The following is a 25669-nucleotide window of genomic DNA, read 5'->3' on the forward strand; positions in this document are numbered from 1 at the left end:
AGCAAGTTTCATGTGGCGATATTTAAAAAGATTGATTATCGGACGTCCGCTCAAAAGCACTGATGAGTCAGGACAGTCATTAACAAAATTTAAAGGGTTGGCATTATTGTCATCTGATGCTTTATCATCAGTTGCTTATGGTACTGAACAAATTACAGCAGTGTTGATTACTTTATCAACGGCTGCGTTGATGTATCAAATGTGGGCTGCTTTATTAGTTTTGGTTTTACTTGCTGCCATTACTTTGTCATACAGACAAATTATTTATGCTTACCCATCTGGTGGGGGAGCTTATGTGGTTGCTAGAACCAACTGGGGTGAGGCAACGGGACTAGTTGCTGGTGGATCTCTATTAGTCGACTATATGCTGACTGTGGCGGTTTCAACGACGTCTGGAACTGAAGCAATTACTTCAGCGATTCCTGCCCTATACAATTACCAAGTTCAGATTGCCATTGTGATCGTGATTGCCATCATGATTTTGAACTTACGGGGAATGCGGGATTCAGCCGCTTTCTTAGTGGTTCCAGTGTATCTATTCATTTTCATGATTATTTTCATGATTGGATTGGGTGCCTATAACATCATGACAGGTAAAATCATGTACCACGCCTATGCACCGCTTAATGCTTCGGTTCAAGGAATGACCTTAGTGCTATTCTTCAAGGCTTTCTCATCTGGTTCAGCTTCCTTAACTGGGGTTGAAGCGATTAGTAATGCCGTTCCTAACTTTAAAAAGCCAAAACGTAAAAACGCCGCTAACACGTTAGCCTTAATGGCCATCATTTTAGCAGCATTCTTCTCAGGAATTACTTTCTTAAGTTACTACATGGGAATTATTCCTAGTGCCAAAGATACGGTTTTATCACAAATCGGAATTGGTGTGTTCGGTCACGGAATTTTCTATTACCTACTTCAAATGTCAACGGCTTTAATTTTGGCAGTTGCGGCTAATACTGGATTCTCAGCCTTCCCAATTTTGGCTTATAACATAGCAAAAGATAAATATCTTCCCCATGCATATCTTGATAAGGGTGACCGTTTAGGTTATTCTAACGGGATTATTTCCTTAGCAATTGGGGCAATTATTTTAATTGCGGTCTTTAACGGTGAAACAAATCTTTTGATTCCACTTTATGCGGTAGGGGTTTTCGTGCCATTTACTTTGTCACAATCTGGAATGATTGTGCATTGGTTACGAGAACGAACAGGTTTTTGGCCTGGAAAGATTTTCATCAACTTTATTGGAGCATTTATTTCGCTTGGTTTAGTGGTCTTCTTATTTGGCCTTCATTTCAAGGACGTTTGGCCATACTTGGTAATCATGCCATTAATCTTGACTATGTTTTATCGAATTCATGCTCATTACGTTCGAGTTGCTAAACAACTTCGAGTTAAGAACAAGTTTGAAAAACAAGAACAACGTCACTACGTTGGATCAACTGTCTTAGTATTAGTTGGTAACGTTACACAAGTGACTCGTGAGGCACTTAGTTATGCCCGTTCAATTGGGGATGAGGTCGTTGCGGTTCACGTTTCAATGGACTCTAACCTTGAACACGAAAAGAAGAATGAAGAAAAATTCAAAGCAGAGTATCCTGATATTCGATTTGTTAACATTCATACTTCATACCGTTCGATTAATGGTCCAGTAATTCGATTCTGTGATGTTGTGGCTCGTAAAGATGATGCTCGCAATTATTCAACAACCGTCTTAGTTCCTCAATTTGTGCCTAAGCATCATTGGCAACAAGTGCTTCATAACCAAACTGGTTTGAAGTTAAGAGCAGCTTTGAACTCTCGCCAAAACATTATTGTTTCAACGTTTAACTATCATTTACAAGACTAAAATAAAAGCGCCCGTCACATTGACGAGCGCTTTTAGTATGCAATTTATTGTTTGAATTGAATGTGAACATATTCTTGGTAGAGTGGCAATTCTTTAAGCAATTCTTCATGAGTTCCATGACCTAAGACTTTTCCATGATCAATGAAGTAAATATCATCTGAATCAACGATGGTACTTAACCGATGGGCAATTGTTAAAGTAGTACGACCCTTCATTAATTTAGCAAGAGCTTTTTGTACCATGGCTTCCGATTCAGAGTCTAAGCTAGCGGTTGCTTCATCAAGCATTAAAATCTTTGGATCACGTAGAAAGGCTCTTGCAATGGCTAACCGTTGTCGTTGACCACCAGAGACCTTCACACCCCGTTCACCAACTTGGGTATCTAGACCATCTGACATTTCTTTAACAAATCCATCCGCATAAGCCAGCTTAAGCACTTGCCAAAGTTGTTCGTTAGTGTAATTATCATTGAGTCCATATGTTAAATTATGGCGAATTGTTCCAGCCATAATGGCTGAATCCTGGGAAACAAATCCAATTTGTTTACGCCAATTTTCTAGACTGATTTGATCGATTTCCATGTCGCCAATAGTAATTTTTCCTGAAGTAGGCTGATAATAACGTTCAATCAAACTAAAAATAGTTGATTTCCCACTTCCAGAAGGGCCAACGAAGGCTACCGTTGAATTAGGATTGGCGGTAAAACTAACATCTTTTAAAATTGGTTGACTCTTTTCATAAGCAAAATTAACGTTTTGCATTTGAAGTGGCTTACCAGCGACATCATAAGTTTTACCAGCAGTGAAGTTTTCTTCAAGTTCACTCATAAGTTCTTGAATTCGATCAGTCGCTCCATTAGCTTTTGACAAATCAGTGAAGAGACGAGCCATCATACTAACAGGTCCGATGATTTGGAAAAGGTACATTAGAAAAGCAAACATGGTTCCAATCGTCATTGTTCCTGTTGCAACCCGATGAGCACCGTACGCAAGGACTCCGACCATTAATGCCATCATGACCGTTCCCATTAAAGGACTGGCGATTGAATCATAAATGGCTTCCTTTAACCCAATTTTGAATAGGTTATTGACCATCTGATTTCCACTTTTTGCTTCATAATTTTCGGCGTTTGAAGATTTAACCAAGCGAATTTCATTTAAAGTTTCTTCTGCTTTACCAGAAAAGTCAGCGAGCTCATCTTGACGTTGTCGACCAACTTGACGGGTTTTCCGCATCAAAGGACGCATGACCGTCATTACTAACGGAACGGCGATGAACATAATTAAAGTCATCCGCCAATCCATAAATAACATAATGGTTAATGCCCCAGTGAGTTGGAAAATGGAGGTCACTGAACTAGGAAATGATACTGATAACAAGTTTTTAATTTGATCAGAGTCATTAACCAGACGTGAGGTTAACGTTCCCGTTTTGACATTATCAAAGTAGTTAACGGGAAAACGTAAGATTTTATTCCACAATAGTTTTCGTAAGTTAGCAACCACGTTTTCGCCAAAGAACCCTAAGAGTGTTCCTGACAAGGCGTTGACTAAAGCACTAATGATGAAGAGGGCGATGACACCGGAGATTAAAACACCACTTACACCCTTAGAGAAGTTATTAACCATTGATTGAGCGACTTTTGGCACTAATAATTGTACGGTCGTTGCAATTAAGCCTAATCCAAGTCCTGCCCAAAGTTGCCAATATTTTGGCTTAGTTTGACGAATTAAGTTAATAAAACTTTTAAAATTAAAATTATCCTTTTTGTTTTTTGAATGAGCCATAAGCATACCCCTTTTTAACGTTTTTTAAGTTTAAAAAAATGACAGCAATTTAACTAACGAGAGTTAAGTTTAATGATTAGACTTGTGGCTGTCAATTAAAGTGGATAGTAAAAGAAGATTAACCGTTTTGGGTTAATCTTCTTTTGGTTTATTTATGGTAGGGAACTTCAAAATATCGTTCATCTTTTGTTTTGATATTAACTTTTCCTGCTAATAAATTTGTAATATTGGTTTTAAAATTTTCAAGTTCGCTAGTTAGTGCGGCAGTGGTAATTTTAACTTCACTACCGTAATCAACCTTTGAAATTTGAAAACCATTTTCTTTTAAATAATACTGTAATTTATCATTAAGACTATAGACAACGGTTAACACAACTTGGGTCTGCAATAATTTTTCCACAATTCCGACTGATTCAATTACTTGAGAAGCCGAGTTACTATAAGCTCTAATCAGTCCGCCGGCACCCAGTTTAATTCCACCAAAGTAACGGGTTACAACGATTATGGTATCATGCAGTTGATTATTTTTAAGTACTTCTAAAATAGGGACTCCGGCAGTTCCACTAGGTTCACCATTATCACTTTCTCGTTGAATGTTATCATTTTCCCCAATGAGATAGGCAAAACAATTATGATTGGCTTTTTTGTGCGTAGCACTAATTTCTTCGATGAAAAGTTTTGCTTCTGCTTCATTATTAACTCGTTTGACGTTTGCAATAAATTTAGATTTTTTGATTTCAAATTCATGCGTGCCACTATGAGCGATGGTTAAAAATTGGTTTGTCATTTTAAGTTCCTTAATTCGTATTTAAGAGTGAGGTGATTTAATGAATCAATTAGATATAACTGGACGTTTACTGCCAGATACTGCTTGTGATGAAATGATTTTAAACAATCATGCATTACAGTTTCAACCGGCTATCCAGATTAATCACACTACTATCCATTGTACTAGATGTGCCAGTGATTGTGAAAAAGCTGAAGCTCAATTGCCAGATGAAACTTATTTTTGTTACCAATGTTTTAACCTTGGACGGTTAGACAGTTCTATGAAATTAGTTCATTTACCAGGAATTAATCAATTTGAAGTTGTTCATCCAGTTTTAACGTGGAAGGGTCGGCTAACTGAGTTACAACAAAAATGTTCTGATGAAGTGGTGAAAACCTTTCAAGAACACCAAAATAAATTATTATGGGCTGTGACTGGGGCTGGTAAAACTGAAATTTCTTTTGCGGGAATTGCCTGGGCTTTGGCACAGGGATTACGAGTAGGAATTGCTTCTCCCAGAGTAGATGTTTGTGTCGAACTTTATCCCCGTTATCAAGCGGCATTTGCAAATACTAGCATGATTTTATTACATGGAAAAAGCGAAGAACCATATCAATATCGACAGCTGACAATTTGTACAACCCATCAACTATTACGTTTTCAAGATGCTTTTGACGTTTTAATTATTGACGAAGTCGATGCCTTTCCTTATGCTAACAACGATTCTTTACAAATGGCGGCTAAACGATCGGTCAAAAAGCACGGCTCTTTATTGTTAATGACCGCGACCCCCAGTCCCAAGCTACGCCAACAATACCAAGTTAGTTATTTACCACTTCGTTTTCATCGTCATTTATTGCCTAAAATTAAAATTCATTTTTGCTTTAACTGGAAGCGTAAAATCTACGCTGGCAAAATCCCCCAAAAAGTCATTTTTAAAGTCTTACAAAAAATTGAACGACAACAACGTTTTCTCTTGTTTGTTCCACGAATTAAAGATTTACAAGTTGTGGACGAAATTTTGAGTAAAAAATATCATGGTGAAAAATGTTGGAAAACTGTTTATTCGGCAGATGAAGCACGGATGGAAAAAGTTCAAGCAATGCGTGATGAAAAGGTCCTCTTTTTGATTACAACGACCATTTTAGAACGGGGAGTGACCTTTCCAGGAATTGATGTGATTATCTTTGGAGGAGATGAACGTGTTTTTTCCGTGGCGTCCTTAGTTCAAATTGCTGGACGAGTCGGTCGGAAGGCTAGTCGACCAACTGGAGACGTTGATTGTTACATTGGCAGTTATTCAAGCAATGTTGCAGAAGCCCGGAAACAAATTGCCGAAATGAATCGAAAGGGGAAAGCCCTTGGATAATTGTCGTTGGTGTGGGGGTTTCTTAAATTCAAATTTAAAAATTCATTTTATTTTAAGCTTTAAACCGTTCATTCCAAAAACATTGTGCGATAAATGTGAAAGTTTGTTTACATTGCCAAGCAGAGAAGAAAGCTGTGTTGATTGTGGTCGTTTTCAAGCTAGTCAAAAACGCTGTCAAGATTGCGAAAAGTGGTTAAATCAAAAACAACAGTTAAATAATCAAGCCTTATATCTTTATCACGGCATTATCAAAGAATATTTAGAACGTTATAAATTTAAGGGTGACTATCGCCTACATAGTTTATTTCAAACACGAATTAATTCCTTAATTGACGCCGACGAACTCGTGATTCCAATTCCAGTGACTAAAAGCACCATGAAACAGCGTCATTTTAATCAAGTGACGGGGATGCTAGGAGAAATTGAATTTCTGGATTGTTTAGTTGCTAAACCAAAAGCGCAAGCACAATCTGAAAAGGGAAGAAACGAACGAATTAATGCCCAACAACCGTTTGAAATTAATCAGAAACTGGTTAGTAAGATTAAAAGTCAGAAGGTTGTTTTAATTGATGATGTCTATACTACTGGAACAACTTTACATTACGCAGCACAGCTTTTGCGTGAAAATGGTGCCCAATCTGTTCGAAGTATTACGTTAGCTCGCTGATTAATTGTTATTTTTCTTTTTATTAACTATAATGGAAGTTAGATGGTTAATTAAAATCGACTTATGTTAGCCGAAAGGAGAGATGAAATGTTATCTTATAATCTAAGAGGCGACGACGTTGAAATTACAGACAACCTTCGCAGTTATGTAACGGATCAAATAGCAAAATTAGATCCTTACTTTGCTGAAGGCGTAAATGCAGTGGCTCACGTTAATTTGTTTGGATTTAAAAATGGTAATGTCAAGGCTGAAATAACAATTATTTTTTCTTTCTTATTACTTCGTGGTGAAGCTAGTGGATTAGGATACCATGAAAGTGTGGCTGCGGCAATTACACATATCAAGGAGCGAATTGAAAAGTATCAAAACCGTATTAATGAAAAATCTAAGGTGCATGGTGAAAATGGAATTTTCAAGGATACTAAGATTGATGAAAACAAGTTTAAAATTGTACGTAAAAAACGAGTTCCTTTAAAGCAGATGACTTCTGATGAAGCTATTTTGCGGATGGACTTACTTGGTCATGATTTTTATATTTTTAGAGATATTGATAATGGAACTACTGATATTGTTTATCGACGTAAAGATGAAAATTATGGATTAATTACAACTGAAAAATAAAGGAGATTTATTTTATAAATCTCTTTTTATTAATGTTAGTAATCAAAATTTTTAATTAAGTCAATAAAATGTTAAGATAAAATTTATCTAATTAACAATAAAAAATAAAAGCTTACTATTAGGAGAAAATTGTAGATGGCGAATGTATTAAAAAAATGGGTTGAAAGCGACAAACGTCGTGTTAAACAACTCGGAAAAATTGCTGATCGTGTAAGTGCTTATGCAGAGCAATACAGTAAGTTAAGTGATGAACAATTACAAGCAAAAACTGCAGAATTTCAAAAACGCTACCAAGCTGGTGAATCACTAGATGATTTACTTCCAGAAGCGTTTGCAGTAGCCCGTGAAAGTGCTCATCGAGTACTTGGATTAACGCCTTTTAAGGTTCAGATAATGGGTGGAATTGTGCTTCATGAAGGTAATATTGCCGAAATGAAGACTGGAGAAGGAAAAACTTTGACAGCTACAATGCCCGTATACTTGAACGCTCTTTCAGGTAAAGGGGTACACGTGGTTACAGTTAACGAATACCTTTCAGAACGTGATGCCGAACAAATGGGACAACTTTATAACTGGTTGGGTCTAACTGTTGGGGTTAACAAATCAGATATGAGCCCAGAAGAAAAACGGGCTGCTTATAATGCTGATATCACTTACTCAACTAATAGTGAAATTGGATTTGATTACCTTCGTGACAACATGGTTGTTTATGAAGAAGACCGGGTTCAACGTCCTTTGAATTTTGCGCTAGTTGATGAAGTTGATTCAATTTTAATTGATGAAGCTCGTACTCCATTAATTATTTCTGGACAAGCTCATGGTGCAAATGAAATGTACAAACAAGCTGACCAATTTGCCAAGACTCTAAAGGCAACAACTGACTATAAGGTTGATTTGGAAACTAAGACAGTTTCATTAACGGAAACTGGAATTCGTAAAGCTGACAAATTCTTCAACTTAAAAAACATTTATGATACTGATAACACCGCCTTAACTCATCATATTGATCAAGCTCTTCGGGCTAACTATGTCATGGAACTTGATAAAGATTATGTGGTTAAAGATGATGAAGTTTTAATCGTTGATTCCTTTACTGGACGGATTATGGAAGGTCGTCGGTTCTCTGATGGTCTTCACCAAGCGCTTGAAGCAAAAGAAGGCGTTACGATTCAAGAAGAAAGTAAGACAATGGCTAACATTACTTACCAAAACTTGTTTAGACGTTATCGTAAGCTTGCCGGAATGACTGGTACTGCTAAGACAGAACAAGAAGAATTCCGTGAAATTTACAATATGAATGCTGTTTCAATTCCTACTAACAAACCAGTTATTAGAATTGATGAATCTGACGTTCTTTACCCAACCTTACAATCAAAATTTGATGCTGTAATTGATAAAGTCAAAGAATTACATCATCGTGGACAACCAATTTTGTTAGGAACGGTTGCTGTTGAAACATCAGAATACCTTTCTCAACGTTTGGATCAAGAAAAAATTCCACATGTTGTTTTGAATGCTAAAAACCATGCTAAAGAAGCGGATATTGTTGCTAATGCTGGTCAAAAAGGTGCAGTTACGATTGCTACCAACATGGCTGGTCGTGGTACTGATATCAAACTTGGACCTGGCGTAATTGAAGTTGGTGGATTAGCCGTAATTGGTACTGAACGTCATGAATCACGAAGAATTGATAATCAACTTCGGGGACGTGCTGGTCGTCAAGGTGATCCAGGTTATTCACAATTCTACCTTTCACTTGAAGATGATTTGATGCGTCGTTTTGGTTCTGACAGAATCAAGAATGTTTTGAAGACGCTTAAAGTTGAAGATGATGATGCTGTAATTCGGAGTCGAATGATTACCAAACAAGTTGAATCAGCTCAAAAACGAGTTGAAGGTAATAACTACGATTCACGGAAAAACGTTTTGAAGTATGATAACGTCATGTCAGAACAACGTGATGTGATTTATGGCGAACGTAATCGAGTTATTGAAGAAAAGAAATCGTTGAAGTGGGTGCTTATGCCTATGATTAAACGAACGATTGATCATATTGTCGATTTACATACTCAAGGCGATCAAAAGAATTGGAATTTACAAACCATCCTTGATTTCGCCACTAGTTCATTAGTTAGTCCTAATGAAATTAGTATGAATATGTTAGAAGGTAAGTCTGCAGATCAAATTAAAGAATTTTTGATGGAATTAGCAGAAAAACAATATGTAGAAAAAGAAAAAGAACTTCAAGATCCAGCTCAAGTGCTTGAATTTGAAAAAGTAGTTATTTTACGAGTGGTAGATTCTCACTGGACTGATCATATTGATGCAATGGACCAATTACGTGAATCAATTGGTCTTCGTGGCTACGGTCAATTAAACCCATTAGTTGAATATCAACGTGAAGGATCACGGATGTTCGAAGAAATGGTTGCTGACATTGATTACGGGGTAACTCGTTTATTCATGAAAGCTGAAATTAGACAAAATATTCAAAGATAAAAAATGGAGAACTAACGGTTCTCCTTTTTTTGAGCGGAGGAATAATCGTGGAATTAAGTGAACAAAAAGCAAAAGTGGCGGAAATAAAAAAAGACATTGATGACTTTAGGGGGTCTCTTTGACTTAGACCATTTGAATGAAGCAATTTCAATTAATGAAGGTAAAATGGCTGAGGCTGGTTTTTGGGATAATCAAAGAAAAGCACAAAAAGTAATTGATGAAAATAATGAATTAAAGGCTAAGTATGATACTTTTCACCAATTAGTAGAAGAATATGAAGATTTAGAGGTCACTCTATCTTTAATTTCGACTGAAGATGATGCTGAATTGGAAGAAGAATTCAATGAAACATTAGCAAAAGTTGAGAAGCACATTCAGAATTATAAATTGAATCTTTTGTTGAATGGAAAGTATGATAAAAATAATGCCATCGTTGAAATTCACCCGGGTGCTGGTGGAACAGAAGCTGAAGACTGGGCTGATATGTTATTGCGGATGTATACGCGTTGGGCTGATCAAAACGGATTTAAAGTTGAAGTTGACGATTATCAGCCTGGTGAAGTAGCTGGACTTAGTAGTGTGACTTTTACAGTTAGTGGACAAAATGCCTATGGTTATCTAAAATCAGAAAAGGGAATTCATCGGTTAGTGCGGCTTTCACCATTTGATTCAGCTGGCCGTCGTCATACTTCATTTGCATCCGTTAATGTCATGCCAGAACTTGATGAAAACGTTAATGTTGATATTAATCCTGATGATTTACGAATTGATGTTTTCCGTTCTAGTGGAGCAGGTGGACAGCATATTAATAAAACATCTTCAGCAGTACGAATCACTCATTTACCAACTGGAATTGTAACATCTAGTCAAGCACAACGTTCTCAACTTCAAAATAGAGTGACTGCAATGAATATGTTAAAATCTAAGTTGTATGAATTAGAAGAAGAGAAGAAAGCAGAAGAAAAAGCCAAAATCGAAGGAAAGCAACTTGAGATTGGTTGGGGCTCTCAGATTCGTTCTTATGTTTTTCATCCATACACAATGGTTAAAGATCACCGGACTGGACATGAAACAGCTAATGGAAAAGCTGTTATGGATGGTGATTTGAATCCATTTATTAATGATTACTTACAATGGAAGTTAAAACAAAATAACTAATAAAGGTGACAAATTATGCAATTAGCAGTTAACATTTTATTTTTCTTTATCATGCCAGTTTTCTGGCTTGGTTTGATTAGAACTCATTTAATTTATCGAAGACGAGTTACGCGGGAAAGAAAGTTGTTTGATAGTGCAATCAATCCCAACCATACTGAATTCAAATCATTTATGATTGGCTTAATTGTTTTAGGAATCATTGGCTCGTTGTTAACATCATTGCTTGGAATTGAAGTTAACTATTCTTGGGTTTTCCTTTACGAAGGTCTTGCTACGCTTTGCTTGTTAATTCCAGGATTAATGTTTCCCTTTACTGTAATGCTAATTTCGATAATTATTTTAGTGCTTTTTGGAGATCAATTCCTTTACTTAATTCTTTCCTGGAATTTTTCAAATTTTTTACCAGAACATACTTCAATGAACATGGATTTTTTGGCTTTAATGACAGTTGTGATGATCCTTCAATACTTATTCTTAAAGTTGAACGTTAAATCATTTACATCACCAATCATTCAAAAAAATGTGCGGGGGAATAAGGTTGCTTCATACTTGTTCGACAAGTTAACTGTTGTTCCATTGATACTCTTTGTTCCTGGAAATTTACTTACTAGTACAAGTGCTTTTTGGCCAATTTTTAAAATTTTCGGAGTTAAACTATCAATTTTAGTGGTACCAATTTTAATTGGATTCAACTTTAAATTTTTAGGTCAAGCTTCAGAAAAGATTTTGAAAAAGATTACCAAAGCAATTGGCGGATTGTGTTGGTTAAGTTTAGGACTTACTTTGGATGCCTTTCTTTGGAAAAATGCCATGTTTGATTTAATGTCAGTTCTCTTGATTGGTTTATGTTATTTCTTAGTTCTACATCACTATAAAAAAGTTGATAAACAAGTTGATAAACAAGTTGAACAAGCAGTTGATGGGATTCGGATTCTTGGCGTTAAGAATGATACACCGGCTAGTAAAATGAATTTGAAAATTGGTGATCTAATTCAAGAAGTCAATGGACAACAAGTTCGTAATGAAAATCAACTATATAAAGCGTTACAAAGTAATCCCACTTATTGTCGTTTGAAAATCAAAAACCGTAATGGTCGCCTTGAGTTGAAAGAAGCTGCTATTTTTGCAGATGCTCCTCATGAGATTGGCATTGTTACTTTTCCCAGAAACTAAGAAGGGTACCTGAAAAGGCTCTTTTTTTATTAAATTGGTTAGGAGCTAATTATGAAATTTTTTAGTCGAATTTTACTTAATTTTATTTTATTTATGGCTTTTTCGGGTCTTTTTCCTGCGCAATTCTTTTTAGGAAGTTGGACGGTGGCACTTGTCGCTTCAGTTATTTTAACTATTTTAGAAATTTTTATTAAACCAATTTTAAGCTTATTATTTTTACCAATTAATTTATTAACGTTTGGATTGTTTAATTTTGTTATTAACGCTTTAATCTTGGAATTAACTGCTTGGTTCATTGGAAGCAATTTCTATTTCTCATCATTCGGGGTAGTTTTTGTGATTTCCTTGTTAATGTCACTTTGTAACTATGCGATTTCTAGCTATTTTTGGGATCAAAAGTGATAAAATTAAACTAAATTAAAGGAGGTTTTTTTATGACTAAAAGTGTTAGCGTAAAGGAACTAGTTGATAATACCCATCTCAATGTTTTTTGGGGAAAAGAATATTTAGATCGTCCTATCACAACTAGTGATATTTCTCGTCCAGGACTTGAATTAACCGGTTATTTTGATTATTATCCTTCTGAAAGAATTCAATTATTAGGAATTACTGAAACCTCATTTGCAAAACATTTGCCAGAAAAAGAATTAACTGCAGATATGACAAAAATGTGTCAACCAGACACACCTGCTTTTGTGATTTCAACAGATATTGAACCACCAATTGAATTAGTAAAAGCTTGTAAAAATGCACATATTCCAATTTTAGAATCAAAGCTTAATACTTCGCGTGTTTTGAGTAACATGACTGATTTTTTGGAAGCTAAATTAGCTCCACGTAAGTCAATTCATGGAGTTTTAGTGGAAGTTTACGGATTGGGTGTTTTAATCACAGGTGATTCTGGAATTGGTAAGAGTGAAACTGCACTTGAATTAGTTAAGCGGGGACATCGTTTAATTGCTGATGATCGAGTAGAAGTTTACCAACAAGATGAACAAGCTTTAATTGGAACTGCCCCTAAAATTTTGAGTCATTTACTTGAAATTCGTGGAATTGGAATTATTGATGTGATGACATTGTTTGGTGCCGGTGCGGTTCGTTCTGAAACTAAGGTTGATTTAATTGTTCACCTAGATATTTGGGATAAAGATACTAAATATGATCGTTTAGGAACTGAAAAAGATTCTGTTCAGATTTTTGATGTTGATGTGAAAAAAATAAACGTTCCAGTTAAACCTGGTCGTAACCTAGCGATTATTATTGAAACGGCTGCGATGAACTTTAGAGCAAATTCAATGGGATATAATGCTTTAGACGTTTTTGACAACCAATTAAATACCTTAATTAAAGATAATGGTAGCCGAGATACTAAAGAATTGAAAAAGGGTGATAATTAGTGGTTGATTTTTTAACTTTAAGTCCAATTGCACTTAATTTTGGTCCGTTTCATGTTCGTTGGTATGGAATTTTTATTGCTTCGGCTGTGTTGATTGCCATTTATCTATCAATGAAAGAAGCTCAACGTCAAAAATTAAACGAAGATTATTTGTACGATTTAATCTTATGGGCAATTCCAATTTCCATTATTTCAGCTCGCTGTTATTATGTGATTTTCCAATGGCCATATTATGCTCAGCATCCTAGTGAAATCATTGCCATTTGGGACGGTGGAATCGCTATTTATGGAGCACTAATTGGTGGCGGAATTTTTATGTACTGGTTCTGCAAAAATCATGGGTTAAATATTTGGCAGATTTTTGATATTGCTGCACCAACCGTGATTATGGCACAAGGAATTGGTCGCTGGGGTAATTTTATGAACCAAGAAGCCTTTGGAGCACATACGAGCCTTACATTTTTGGAACATTTGCATTTACCAAACTTTATCATTCAACAAATGTTTATTGACGGATTCTATCGTCAGCCTACTTTTTTATATGAATCAATCTGGGATTTATCTGGGTTTGCACTATTGATGATTATGCGTCATTCTGATAAATTATTTAAACGGGGAGAAATCTTTCTTGCTTATGTAATGTGGTATTCGTTTGGTCGCTTTTTTACCGAAGGAATGCGGACTGATAGTTTGATGTTTGGGCCGCTACGAATTTCACAAATTTTGTCAATTTTCTTGTTTTTTGGAGCAATGGGATTGATGATTTATCGTCGCAATAAAATTAATAATCTAGTTTGGTATGATTACCAAAATTAAAGGAGTTACAATGACTGAAAAAATTGCTGTGTTAGGTGCTGGATCTTGGGGTAGTATGCTAGCTTATATTCTTCATCAAAATGGAAACGATGTTCGTTTATATGCTCGTAATCCTGAACAAGTTAAAGAATTTAACACCCAACATACAAATTCTCATTATTTAAAAGATTTTACCTTTCCAGAATCAATGAAAGCAACAGACTCTTTGAAAGATGCACTTGATGGCGTAGATGATGTTTTATTTATCGTTCCGTCTCAAGCAACTCGTTCCGTTGCTAAAGTGGTTAACCAAATTTTAGCTAAAAAAAGAATCAAGCCTTATATCATTCATGGTAGTAAAGGATTAGAAAAGGGAACTTTTGACCGAATTTCAACAGTTCTAGAAGAAGAAATTAATCCAGAAAATAGAAAGACAGTTTCAGTTATTTCCGGACCTAGTCAAGCTGAAGGGGTTGCCAAACATGATCCTACGTTAATTACAGTTGCTAGTGAAGATATGAGATCGGCAGAACATTTCCAAAAACTGTTTATGAATGACTATTTCCGTGTTTATACCAATAGTGATATAATTGGAGTTGAATTTGGTGGTGCATTGAAAAATATCATTGCTTTAGGAGCAGGTGCTCTTTATGGTTTGGAATATGGTGACAATGCAAAAGCCGCACTAATGACACGAGGGGTAGCTGAAATTTCTCGTTTAGGAGTTTCTTTTGGTGCTAACCCGCTTACGTTTACAGGTTTATCTGGAATGGGAGACGTGATTGTTACTGCTACCAGTAAAGATTCACGTAACTGGCGTGCTGGATATCAACTTGGTAAAGGCAAAAAACTCGATGAGATTGTTGCAGACATGGGAATGGTAATTGAAGGAATTGCCACTAGTGAAGCCGCTTATGATTTGGCCAAAACTCGTGGTGTAGAAATGCCAATTACAAATGCTATTCATTCCGTGTTAAATAATGAAGAAACGGTTAAAGATGCTATTATGAAACTAATGACTCGTGAAGGCCGCTCTGAAATCGGATAATACATAGGAGTCTACAAAATGAAAAAAGTTACAAAAGCAATTATTCCTGCTGCTGGTTTAGGAACTCGTTTCTTACCAGAAACTAAATCAGTTCCCAAAGAAATGTTACCAATTGTTGATACACCAACAATTCAATACATTGTTGAAGAAGCTAAGGCTTCTGGTATTACAGATTTGGCCATTGTGACTGGTTCAGGAAAAGGCTCAATTGAAGATCACTTTTCATCTAATTATTTGTTAGAACAAAACCTTGAAAGAAAAGGTAAAGATGAAATATTGAAAGCTGTTCAAAAAACGAATGATATGAACATTTACTTTATTCGTCAAGCATATCCTAAAGGTTTGGGAGATGCAGTGTTGACTGCTAAAACATTTGTTGGGAACGATCCTTTCGTTGTCATGCTTGGTGATGATTTGATGACTGATAAAGTTCCTTTAACTAAACAATTGATTGATAGTTACGAAAAATCGGGTGCTTCAACGCTTGCTGTAATGCGAGTTCCACACGAAGAAACCGTTAAATATGGTGTGATCGATCCCATTGAAGAAGTTAGCGACGGTATGTACGACGTTAAACAATTCGTGGAAAAGCCAGCTCCAGAAGATGCACCAAGTGATTTAGCTATCATTGGTCGTTACTTGTTTACTCCAGAAATTATGGATGTTTTGGAAACTACGAAACCTGGTAAAGGTAACGAAGTTCAATTAACTGATGCCATTGATACTTTGAACAAAACCCAAAAAGTTTATGCTCATGAATTCAAAGGCGATCGTTTCGACACTGGTAACAAACTTAGTTGGTTAGAAACTAACATTGAGTTTGCACTACGTCGTCAAGATTTAAGTGATGATTTGAAGGCTTATATCATTGATTTAGCTAACAAATTAGAAAAATAAAAATCAAATAAAAAAGATACTGCTTAGTCAGTATCTTTTTTTAATCACTTTACTAAATAAAAGTAAGCAAATGTGTTAATATAATTGCAGTAGAGAAAATTTGAGGAGAAAATATTATGAAATTAACAATTGGTGGCGAAGATTTTGGTTCTAAAATGGGTAATGATCAACTTCATTATGACGACTTTTTACCTGACTTCACTTTAACTAACGCAGATGGTCAAACATTGACCACAAAAGACTTAGAAGGCCAATTAACCTTATTAAGTGTGGTTCCTAGTCTTGATACTGACGTTTGTAGTTTAGAAACAGCTCACTTTAATCAAGTTGCGAGTGATTTTAAAGGAATTAAATTTATCACCGTTTCTAATGATCCAGTTGCTAGTCAAAAAAACTGGTGTGCTGCTCATGATGCTGATGGAATGGAAATTTTATCTGATGCTAACGGTTCATTTGGAAAAGCAATGCATCTTTATATTCCAGGCTTTGATCATTTAGCTCGGGTAGTCTATATTGTTGATGCAAGCGGTAAAATTGTCTATGAACAAATGGTTCACGAAGTATCACACGAGCCTAATTATGATTTAGTAATTAAAGAATTAGAAAAATTAACTAATAAATAGGAGTTGATTCAGATGACAAAAAAATATGATGTGATTGTAATCGGAGCTGGGCCTGCGGGTATGACAGCTGCACTTTATGCATCGCGAGCTGAATTATCAGTTTTAATGCTTGATCGTGGTGTTTATGGTGGTCAAATGAACAACACTGCTGAAATCGAAAATTATCCTGGTTTTAAGTCAATTCTTGGTCCTAAACTCTCTGAAGAAATGTATGAGAGTAGTACTCAATTTGGAGTGGAATATGGATACGGGGAAGTTACCGGAATTGAAATCGATGGTGATAAAAGAATTGTAAAAACAGCTGATGATGAGTACGAATCTTCTGCAGTTGTAATTGCTTCTGGTTCTGAGTATCGCAAACTTGGTGCACCTGGCGAAAAAGAATATGGTGGACGTGGAGTTTCTTATTGTGCTGTTTGTGATGGAGCTTTCTTTAAAGGCGATAATGTAATCGTTGTTGGTGGTGGAGATTCTGCCATTCAAGAAGCTACTTATCTAGCAAACATTGCTGCGAAAGTGACAGTGGTTCATCGTCGTGACCAATTGCGAGCTCAACGAATTTTACAAGAACGCGCTTTTGATCGTGATAATATCGATTTCATTTGGAATAGTACAGTTGAAGAAATTCAAGGTGATGATCGTAAAGTAACTAATGTTAAAATTAAAAACAATCAAACTGGTGAAGAAACAGTTGTTCCTGCTGCTGGGGTATTTGTTTACGTAGGAATTTTGCCAATGACAGATGCATTCCGTAACATTGGAATTACTGATGAAGCCGGTTGGATTGATACGAACGAATTAATGGAAACGAAGGTTCCTGGAATCTTTGCTGTTGGTGATGTTCGTAAGAAGCATCTTCGTCAAATTACGACTGCAGTCGGTGATGGTGGAATTGCCGGTCAAGGTGTTTTTGATTACGTTGAAAGTTTAAAATCAAATAAATAATTCAATTTAAGAAGTAGTTATTTAACTACTTCTTTTTGTTTGGCGAAAGTATGTTCGTATGCTAGGATAATACTATTATAGGGAAATATTCCCGCTTACGAATTGAAAAAGAGGTATAAGATGGTTACAAAATCACACAAAAAATTTGATTTAGTATCAAAATATAAACCAACAGGGGACCAACCGTCAGCCATTAAGAAATTGGATCAAGGATTAGCTGCGGGTGATAAAGAACAAACTTTACTAGGAGCAACCGGAACTGGGAAGACTTTTACAATGGCAAATGTCATTAGAGATCAGAATCGTCCTACTTTAGTTTTGGCTCATAATAAAACTCTAGCTGGGCAATTATATACAGAGTTAAAAAAGTTTTTCCCAAATAATGCTGTTGAATATTTTGTTAGTTATTATGATTATTACCAACCCGAAGCATATGTACCTTCAAGTGATACTTACATTGAAAAAGATGCTTCGATTAATGACGAAATTGATCAACTCCGACATGCGGCAACTAGTGCATTGTTATCACGTAATGATGTAATTGTCGTGGCCTCAGTTTCTTCAATTTTTGGATTAGGTAGTCCTAAAGAATACCAGGACCATACAGTTACACTTCACGTTGGAGAAGAAATGGAACGTGATGTTTTATTACGTAAATTAGTTAACATTCAATTCCAACGTAATGATATTGACTTTGATCGTGGTCGTTTTCGTGTGCACGGAGATACTGTCGAAGTCTTTCCGGCATCTGGCACGCAAAATGCTTATCGAATCGAATTCTTTGGAGATGAAATTGATAAGATTACACAGGTTAATACTCTAACTGGTGAAGTACTCGGAAATCCAGAACAAGTTACTTTATTCCCTGCGACTCATTTCTTGACCAATGATGAAGTGATGAACGTGGCTTTACCTGAAATTAAAACCGATATGGAAAAACAAGTGGCTGCCATGGAAAAATCAGGGAAATTGTTGGAAGCACAACGACTCAAACAACGAACGACATATGATATTGAAATGTTGCGTGAGATGGGATATACCACTGGAATTGAAAATTATTCACGCTATATGGATCGTCGTAAACCAGGAGAACCACCTTATACATTGCTTGATTTCTTTCCAAAAGATTTCTTGATGTTTGTCGATGAATCTCACCAGACGCTTCCTCAAGTTCACGGAATGATTAAAGGGGATAAAGCGCGAAAAAAACAATTAATTGATTATGGATTTAGATTACCTAGTTCTTACGATAATCGTCCGTTAGACTTTACTGAATTTGAAAAACATATTCACCAAGTTATTTATATGTCAGCCACACCAGGGACTTACGAGTTAGAAAATAGTAGCCAAGTGGTTGAACAAATAATCCGACCAACCGGATTATTAGATCCCACGGTTGAAGTCCGTCCTACAAAGGATCAAATGGATGATTTAGTTGGAGAAATTAACGAACGAATTAAGAAAAACCAACGGACATTTGTTACGACTTTGACGAAGAAAATGTCGGAAGATTTGACTGATTATTTGAAAGATTTAGGGATTAAAGTTCGTTATCTTCACAGTGACATTAAAACCTTGGAACGGACTCGAATTATTCGAGATCTTCGTTTAGGTAAATTTGATGTGCTTGTTGGAATTAACTTGCTTCGGGAAGGAATTGATGTTCCGGAAGTTTCATTAGTTGCGATTTTAGATGCTGATAAGGAAGGATTTTTACGTAATCCACGTTCACTTATCCAAACGATTGGTCGGGCTGCCCGAAATGAAAACGGACACGTTATCATGTACGCTGATCGAGTAACAGACTCGATGCAAGCTGCCATGGATGAAACAACTCGACGTCGTAAAATTCAAATTGCATATAATAAAGAACATCATATTACGCCCAAAACTATTATCAAACCAATTTCTAAGGCCATTTCGGCTTACAAGCAGGATGAAGATGATAAGTACAATAAGAAAAAACCATTTGCAGAAACTGATTTTGAACAAATGAGTTATAAAGAACAGGAACAAATGATTAAAAACTTAAGTGATGAAATGCGTGAAGCTGCTAAACAATTAGACTTTGAACAAGCTGCATCACTTCGAGACACAATTAAAAAATTAAAAAAAGATATGTGAGGTGAAAAACAAATGGAAAATGACAAAATTAAAATTAGAGGAGCTCGTGAACATAATTTAAAAAATGTTGACGTAGATATTCCGAAAGATAAATTAGTGGTTATGACAGGTTTATCTGGATCTGGTAAAAGTTCATTAGCGTTTGATACACTTTATGCAGAAGGACAGCGTCGTTATGTTGAAAGTCTTTCATCATATGCTCGTCAATTTTTAGGACAAATGAATAAGCCAGATGTTGACTCAATTGTGGGACTTAGTCCGGCAATTTCAATTGATCAAAAAACGACTTCCAAAAATCCACGTTCGACGGTTGGAACAGTAACCGAAATTAATGATTATTTACGATTATTATGGGCACGTGTGGGAACTCCAATTTGTCCCAATGATGGAACGGTGATTGAGAGTCAATCAATTGATCAAATGATTGACCGGATTATGGCATTACCAGAACGAACAAAGCTCCAAATTCTTTCTCCCATCGTGCGCGATAAGCGGGGGAAGCATCAAAAAATATTTGAACAAATTAAACGAGAAGGATTTGTGCGGGTCATTGTTGATGGCGAAATGCACGATATTTCCGATGACTTTGATTTGGATAAAAATAAACGGCATATTATCAGTATTGTAATTGATCGAATTGTTGTGAAAGATGGAATTAATTCTCGTCTTTCTGATTCACTTGAAACAGCGCTTCGTTTAAGTGAGGGATATGCCAACATTGATTTTCTTGGTAAACGAGATCCAATGCTTTTTTCTGAACATTATTCTTGCGCTTTGTGTGGTTTTACGATTGGTAAATTAGAGCCACGTCTTTTTTCATTTAATTCACCTCAAGGAGCATGTCCTGCTTGTGATGGGTTAGGGGTTAAACTTGAAGTTGATCAAGATTTGGTAATTCCAGATCCCAACAAAACGTTGAATGAAGGAGTAATTGAACCTTGGAATCCAATTAGTTCAAAGTATTACCCAGAGCTCTTAGAACAAGCCGCAAAAGCATTTAAGATTGATATGGACACGCCTTTTAAAAAATTACCAAAGAAACAACGTGATTTAATTTTATATGGTTCAAAAGGAAAAGAATTTCATTTCCACTATCAAAATGATTTTGGTGGAGTTCGAGACGTTGATGTTCCTTTTGAAGGGGTTATTAATAATATTGCACGCCGTTTCAAGGAAACAAACAGTGATTTCACGCGTGATCAAATGCGGAAATATATGCGTGAATTAACCTGCCAAGTTTGTCATGGTTATCGATTAAATCAACAAGCGTTATCTGTTAAAATTATGGGAAAAAATATCGCCGAAGTTTGTCAGATGAACATTGAAGATGAATTCGACTTTTTTACCAAAGCTAAATTTGGTGAAAAAGATACAGCAATCGCTAAACCTGTAATTAAGGAAATTAAAGATCGATTAGAATTTTTATTGAATGTTGGTTTAAGTTATTTAACTTTATCCCGGTCTGCTCGAACTTTATCTGGGGGAGAAGCACAAAGAATTCGGTTAGCAACTCAAATTGGTTCTAATTTATCTGGAATTTTATATGTACTTGATGAACCATCAATTGGATTGCACCAACGTGATAATGATAGATTGATTAAATCATTGAAAAAGATGCGTGATTTAGGCAATACTCTAGTCGTTGTTGAACATGATCACGATACGATGATGGCAGCCGATTATTTAGTCGATGTTGGACCTGGTGCTGGCCAAGCTGGTGGAAAAATTATGGCAACCGGAACTCCTGAAGAGGTTGCTAAGAATCCAAATTCTCTAACCGGACAATATTTATCTGGAAAGAAATTTATTCCAGTTCCTTTAAAACGCCGTAAAGGTAATAAAAAGTTTGTCACAATCAAAGGCGCTCAAGCTAACAACTTAAAAGATATTACCGTTAAGTTCCCACTAGGTGAATTTAACGTTGTGACTGGTGTTTCTGGATCAGGTAAATCAACGCTAGTTAATGACATTTTAAAACGAGCTCTTGCTCAAAAATTAAATGATAACTCAGAAAAACCAGGGAAATATAAGTCAATTACTGGTTATAAAAACATTGAAAAATTAGTAAGTATTGACCAAAGTCCCATTGGTAGAACTCCTCGGAGTAATCCGGCAACTTATACTGGGGTCTTTGATGATATTCGTGACTTATTTGCCAAAACAAATGAAGCCCAATTACGTGGTTATCAAAAAGGGCGTTTCAGTTTTAATATTAAAGGTGGACGTTGCGAGACTTGTCGTGGAGATGGAATTTTAAAAATCGAAATGGATTTCTTGCCAGACGTCTATGTTCCTTGTGAAGTTTGTCATGGAAAACGCTATAATTCTGAAACTTTGGAAGTTCAATACAAAGGCAAAAACATTGCTGAAGTATTAGATTTAACGGTTAACGAAGCCTTAGAATTCTTTAAAGCAATTCCTAAAATTACGCGTAAATTACAAACGATTTCCGATGTTGGTTTAGGCTATGTAAAGCTTGGGCAGTCAGCAACTACACTTTCTGGTGGTGAAGCACAACGAATGAAATTAGCTTCTGAGTTGCACAAACGTTCCACTGGAAAGAATTTCTACATTCTTGATGAACCAACAACTGGGTTACACACGGATGACATCAAACGTTTGTTAGGTGTCTTACAAAAATTAGTTGACGCTGGTAATACAATTTTAATTATTGAACACAATATGGCAGTAATTGAACAAGCAGATCATGTCATTGACTTGGGACCTGATGGTGGAGATAAAGGTGGTCGAGTTGTTGCCACTGGAACACCAGAAGAAATTACTGAAGTTCCCGAAAGTGTTACTGGTAAGTATTTGAAACCAATTCTAGAAAAAGATTATCAACGAACTTTAGCAGCAGAAAAATAAGACTTTTTGTATTCATTATGTGAAAACGATGATGTTGAATTGTTAAAAAGGTTAGGCAATTTTTAAGAACTTATTCCAATATTATATTGGAATAAGTTCTTTTTTCGATTAATTATTTTTCAAAATTTTATACAAAAATCGACCAAAATCATTCTGAATTTAGTCAACTAATTACTTTAAAGATAATTGTTTTTTAAACCTATATCGTTTATCAGTATAGAAGCATTCATAAAATAGGAACTCTTGTCGCTACATATGAAGTTAGTTTATGGTTATTACCGTCTTTAACACTTTTAATTCAAATAATCTTATCGTTCTTTAGCATAGTGCCACAAATTAATAATATTAATGAATTTGATCATTTAAAATATGAAAATTCAATTTATCAAACAAAAATTAATTTAGCTGATAATGGAATAAATATAATTTCTGGAAAATTAGGTAAATTTATCATCAATAAAAAATTATCTTTAAGATACGGAAGAATCTATCAACTAAAAGGTAGTGTAGGATTAGGAAAAAGTACGGTTTTAGATATATTAACCAAGTGTTTAAAAAAAGAAAATATCAATGTTTTCCTAAGTACATCAAAGCCCATTATCTTTAACGATACAATAATGAACAATATCCTTTTAGGAAAAAATATTAGTAAAGAAGAATTGATTAAAAAATTAAAAGGCTATGGATTCTCTAAAAAAATATTAGTAAGATTAGATGATTTAATTGATGAAAATAAAATTTCTGGTGGAGAAGCACAGCTAATTGAAATCGCAAGGTTAATGATTAATCAACCAACTCCCGAGATTGTGATTTTTGATGAATCATTTAGTGCTTTGGATAATAAAACATTTGATAAGATTTGGGAAAATATAATTGAGATTTTCAAAGACAAGATAATAATTATCGTTTCACATAATTTACCTAAAAAAGTTAAAATAGATAAAAATTTGGATTTTTCAAATTATTTTAAATCTGGAGAAAGTAAATCATGATTGATTTTTGAAAACTACTGAGGTGTTAACGTTATAGTCGAAAAGAGAATGGTTATTATTTGTTAATTAAAAAAATTATTAATGCTAATGAAAGACTCAATCCAGTTGGATAAAATATAACTGGATTGAGTCTTTGTTTTTGTTTTAAGTGAAACGCCCGGTATGTTATACTTGACGAAAGCTTGGGGGGATTAAAATGACACATAATGATCAATTGATAATTATTACAGGAATGAGTGGTGCGGGAAAAACTCGTGCAATCCAAACGTTTGAAGATTTGGGCTATTTTTGTGTAGATAATTTGCCACCAAATTTAATCTATAAGTTTTCTGAATTAATCAGAACTTCACGTGAAATCAATAAGGTTGCATTGGTAATTGATTTACGTGCCCCAGGCTCAGCTAATGATGTGGTTGATACTTTAGTTGAAATTGCACATAACAAAAATAAAAATGAGAACGTTATTTTTTTAGATGCGTCTGACAATAAGATTGTAACTCGCTATGAAGAAACCAGACGGGACCATCCTTTAGCCCGCAATGGTCGTCTAATTGATGGAATTAAAAAAGAACGTAAGGCAATGGAACCAGTAAAAGATGCAGCTAATCTGGTAATTGATACTACTGACTTTTCGCCTAAACAACTTCGGCAAGAATTGATTGAAAAATTTGAAAATTATGGAGAAGAACCGTTTCACGTTGAATTAATGTCATTTGGCTTTAAATATGGAATTCCCATTGATGCTGACATGGTGTTTGATGTCCGCTTTTTGACTAACCCATATTATGTAGAAAGTTTACGTAACTTAACTGGTAAAGATAAACCAGTGTATGACTTTGTTATGCAACAAGAGAATGCTGATGAATATTTTGCTAAAGTTTATGATTTAATGAAATTTTTACTTCCCAAAATCAAGGGAACTTCTAAGGCAAGTGAAACAATTGCAATCGGATGTACAGGTGGTCAACACCGCTCGATTGCGATGACAGAACGATTAGGACTTGCTTTAAAAAAATTGGGATTCCGAGTTAACATTACTCATCGTGAAATCGGTCGTTATAAAGGGGCCAATATTTAATGGTAAATAAATTAGCCAAACAAATTAGTCGACCTAAAATGGTCGTAATTGGTGGGGGAACTGGGTTACCAGTTATTTTGCAAAATTTAAAAAAAAGAGATGTTGATATTACTGCTATCGTAACTGTAGCTGATGATGGTGGATCATCTGGAATTTTACGTAATTATATTAATGTGTTACCACCTGGAGATATCCGAAATGTGCTAGTTAGTCTTTCTAATTTACCGCAAATTGATTTAGACATTTTTCAATATCGGTTTAAATCGACTGATAAATTTTTGTCTGGACACGCCATTGGTAATTTAATCATTACGGCCTTGTCTGAGATGGAAGACGGCTTTTTTGATGCGGTTCAAATGTTAACTAGGATGATGAAAGTCGACGGTCACGTTTATCCAGTGTGTGATGAAAGTTTGGTTTTACACGCGGAATTTACTGATGGCACAACTTTGACGGGAGAGTCTGAAATTACTAAGGCCGACAAGATGATTAAACGAGTTTGGGTAGAATCTGCAAATGGAGATAAAAAGCCAGAAGCAGTGCCGGCAGTAATTGATGCGATTATGAATGCGGATCAAATTGTGTTAGGACCCGGAAGTCTATATACGAGTATCTTACCCAATTTAATGGTTAGTAACGTTGGAAAAGCCGTGATTGATACGCCTGCTGAGGTTGTTTATATTTGTAATATTATGACACAACGTGGCGAAACCACGAACTTTACCGATGCTGATCATGTCCGGGTTTTAGATTGTCAACTAGGAAATCAGTTCGTTGATACAGTTTTAGTTAATAATCAACCAGTTCCAAGTGAATACATTGATCGACAACGGTGGAGTGATGAATCTGAACCTGTTATCCCTGATTATCGAGGTTTGAAAGCTTTAGGCTGTCGTGTGATTTCATCTGATTTTTTGGAATTACGTGATCATGGTGCTTTTCATAATGGTGAATTAGTTACAAATGAATTAATTCGACTCTTGGGACAACCAAAATTTAATTAATAGGGGT

21 protein-coding genes are annotated in these 25669 nt (G+C 35.5%); 19 read left to right on the forward strand and 2 right to left on the reverse strand.

Annotation, left to right across the window (positions count from 1 at the left end):
- Positions 1–10 precede the first annotated feature (10 nt).
- Positions 11–1849: an APC family permease gene (locus PY770_RS02590; protein ID WP_103429164.1), complete on the forward strand. Its 1839-nt coding sequence runs from the start codon at positions 11–13 to the stop codon at positions 1847–1849.
- Positions 1850–1893: 44 nt separating this feature from the next.
- On the opposite strand, the gene PY770_RS02595 is transcribed toward PY770_RS02590, so the two are convergent.
- On the reverse strand, positions 1894–3636 hold the full coding sequence (locus PY770_RS02595) for an ABC transporter ATP-binding protein (RefSeq protein WP_103429163.1): 1743 nt from the start codon (positions 3634–3636) through the stop codon (positions 1894–1896).
- 148 nt (positions 3637–3784) lie between these two features.
- Positions 3785–4423 (reverse strand): YigZ family protein, encoded by a 639-nt coding sequence (locus tag PY770_RS02600; protein WP_041817652.1) that lies wholly within the window; start codon positions 4421–4423, stop codon positions 3785–3787.
- Between the two features lie 40 nt (positions 4424–4463).
- Between PY770_RS02600 and PY770_RS02605 the strand changes: the two genes are divergently transcribed.
- The 18 genes from PY770_RS02605 (at position 4464) to PY770_RS02690 (ending at position 25662) form a co-directional block, all read left to right on the forward strand.
- Positions 4464–5774 (forward strand): ATP-dependent helicase ComFA, encoded by a 1311-nt coding sequence (locus PY770_RS02605; protein WP_103429161.1) that lies wholly within the window; start codon positions 4464–4466, stop codon positions 5772–5774.
- Positions 5775–5886: 112 nt separating this feature from the next.
- Complete coding sequence (locus PY770_RS02610) at positions 5887–6441, forward strand: ComF family protein (RefSeq protein WP_139562335.1); 555 nt, start codon at positions 5887–5889, stop codon at positions 6439–6441.
- 87 nt (positions 6442–6528) lie between these two features.
- Positions 6529–7062: a ribosome hibernation-promoting factor, HPF/YfiA family gene (hpf, locus tag PY770_RS02615; RefSeq protein ID WP_275046064.1), complete on the forward strand. Its 534-nt coding sequence runs from the start codon at positions 6529–6531 to the stop codon at positions 7060–7062.
- A gap of 135 nt (positions 7063–7197) precedes the next feature.
- Positions 7198–9561, forward strand: coding sequence for a preprotein translocase subunit SecA (gene secA / locus PY770_RS02620; RefSeq protein ID WP_275046065.1), 2364 nt, complete (start codon positions 7198–7200; stop codon positions 9559–9561).
- Positions 9562–9608: 47 nt separating this feature from the next.
- A protein-coding gene (prfB, locus tag PY770_RS02625; RefSeq protein ID WP_103429157.1) for a peptide chain release factor 2 occupies positions 9609–10719 on the forward strand; the annotation gives its coding sequence in 2 pieces (ribosomal slippage) (positions 9609–9680 and positions 9682–10719; 1110 coding nt in all).
- Positions 10720–10734: 15 nt separating this feature from the next.
- Positions 10735–11892, forward strand: a complete 1158-nt coding sequence (locus PY770_RS02630; RefSeq protein WP_275046066.1) for a PDZ domain-containing protein — start codon at positions 10735–10737, stop codon at positions 11890–11892.
- Positions 11893–11943: 51 nt separating this feature from the next.
- Positions 11944–12294: a phage holin family protein gene (locus PY770_RS02635; protein WP_103429155.1), complete on the forward strand. Its 351-nt coding sequence runs from the start codon at positions 11944–11946 to the stop codon at positions 12292–12294.
- A 32-nt stretch (positions 12295–12326) separates the two neighbouring features.
- Positions 12327–13289: an HPr(Ser) kinase/phosphatase gene (gene hprK / locus PY770_RS02640; RefSeq protein ID WP_056958033.1), complete on the forward strand. Its 963-nt coding sequence runs from the start codon at positions 12327–12329 to the stop codon at positions 13287–13289.
- Positions 13289–14104, forward strand: a complete 816-nt coding sequence (lgt, locus tag PY770_RS02645; protein WP_103429154.1) for a prolipoprotein diacylglyceryl transferase — start codon at positions 13289–13291, stop codon at positions 14102–14104. The genes hprK and lgt overlap by 1 nt, the downstream gene beginning before the upstream one ends.
- Positions 14105–14114: 10 nt before the next feature.
- A complete protein-coding gene (locus PY770_RS02650; protein WP_103429153.1) occupies positions 14115–15131 on the forward strand; it encodes an NAD(P)H-dependent glycerol-3-phosphate dehydrogenase in 1017 nt (338 codons plus the stop codon).
- Positions 15132–15149: 18 nt separating this feature from the next.
- Entirely contained in the window at positions 15150–16028 is an 879-nt protein-coding gene (galU, locus tag PY770_RS02655; protein ID WP_275046067.1) for a UTP--glucose-1-phosphate uridylyltransferase GalU, read from the forward strand.
- Between the two features lie 116 nt (positions 16029–16144).
- Entirely contained in the window at positions 16145–16651 is a 507-nt protein-coding gene (locus tag PY770_RS02660; RefSeq protein WP_056958237.1) for a thiol peroxidase, read from the forward strand.
- A 12-nt stretch (positions 16652–16663) separates the two neighbouring features.
- Complete coding sequence (trxB, locus tag PY770_RS02665; RefSeq protein WP_056958236.1) at positions 16664–17596, forward strand: thioredoxin-disulfide reductase; 933 nt, start codon at positions 16664–16666, stop codon at positions 17594–17596.
- A 120-nt stretch (positions 17597–17716) separates the two neighbouring features.
- The gene (uvrB, locus tag PY770_RS02670; RefSeq protein ID WP_163601151.1) at positions 17717–19720 is read left to right on the forward strand and encodes an excinuclease ABC subunit UvrB; all 2004 of its coding nucleotides are present in this window, start codon (positions 17717–17719) and stop codon (positions 19718–19720) included.
- 12 nt (positions 19721–19732) lie between these two features.
- Complete coding sequence (gene uvrA, locus PY770_RS02675; RefSeq protein ID WP_139555196.1) at positions 19733–22588, forward strand: excinuclease ABC subunit UvrA; 2856 nt, start codon at positions 19733–19735, stop codon at positions 22586–22588.
- Between the two features lie 326 nt (positions 22589–22914).
- Positions 22915–23580, forward strand: coding sequence for an ATP-binding cassette domain-containing protein (locus tag PY770_RS02680; protein WP_163601152.1), 666 nt, complete (start codon positions 22915–22917; stop codon positions 23578–23580).
- Positions 23581–23776: 196 nt separating this feature from the next.
- A complete protein-coding gene (gene rapZ / locus PY770_RS02685) occupies positions 23777–24658 on the forward strand; it encodes an RNase adapter RapZ (RefSeq protein ID WP_103429147.1) in 882 nt (293 codons plus the stop codon).
- Positions 24658–25662 (forward strand): gluconeogenesis factor YvcK family protein, encoded by a 1005-nt coding sequence (locus PY770_RS02690; protein WP_014081821.1) that lies wholly within the window; start codon positions 24658–24660, stop codon positions 25660–25662. Before rapZ ends, PY770_RS02690 begins: the two co-directional genes overlap by 1 nt.
- The last annotated feature ends 7 nt before the right edge of the window (positions 25663–25669 follow it).

It is taken from the genome of Fructilactobacillus sanfranciscensis (genome assembly GCF_029023685.1).
In the GTDB taxonomy this organism is placed as follows: Bacteria; Bacillota; Bacilli; order Lactobacillales; family Lactobacillaceae; genus Fructilactobacillus; species Fructilactobacillus sanfranciscensis.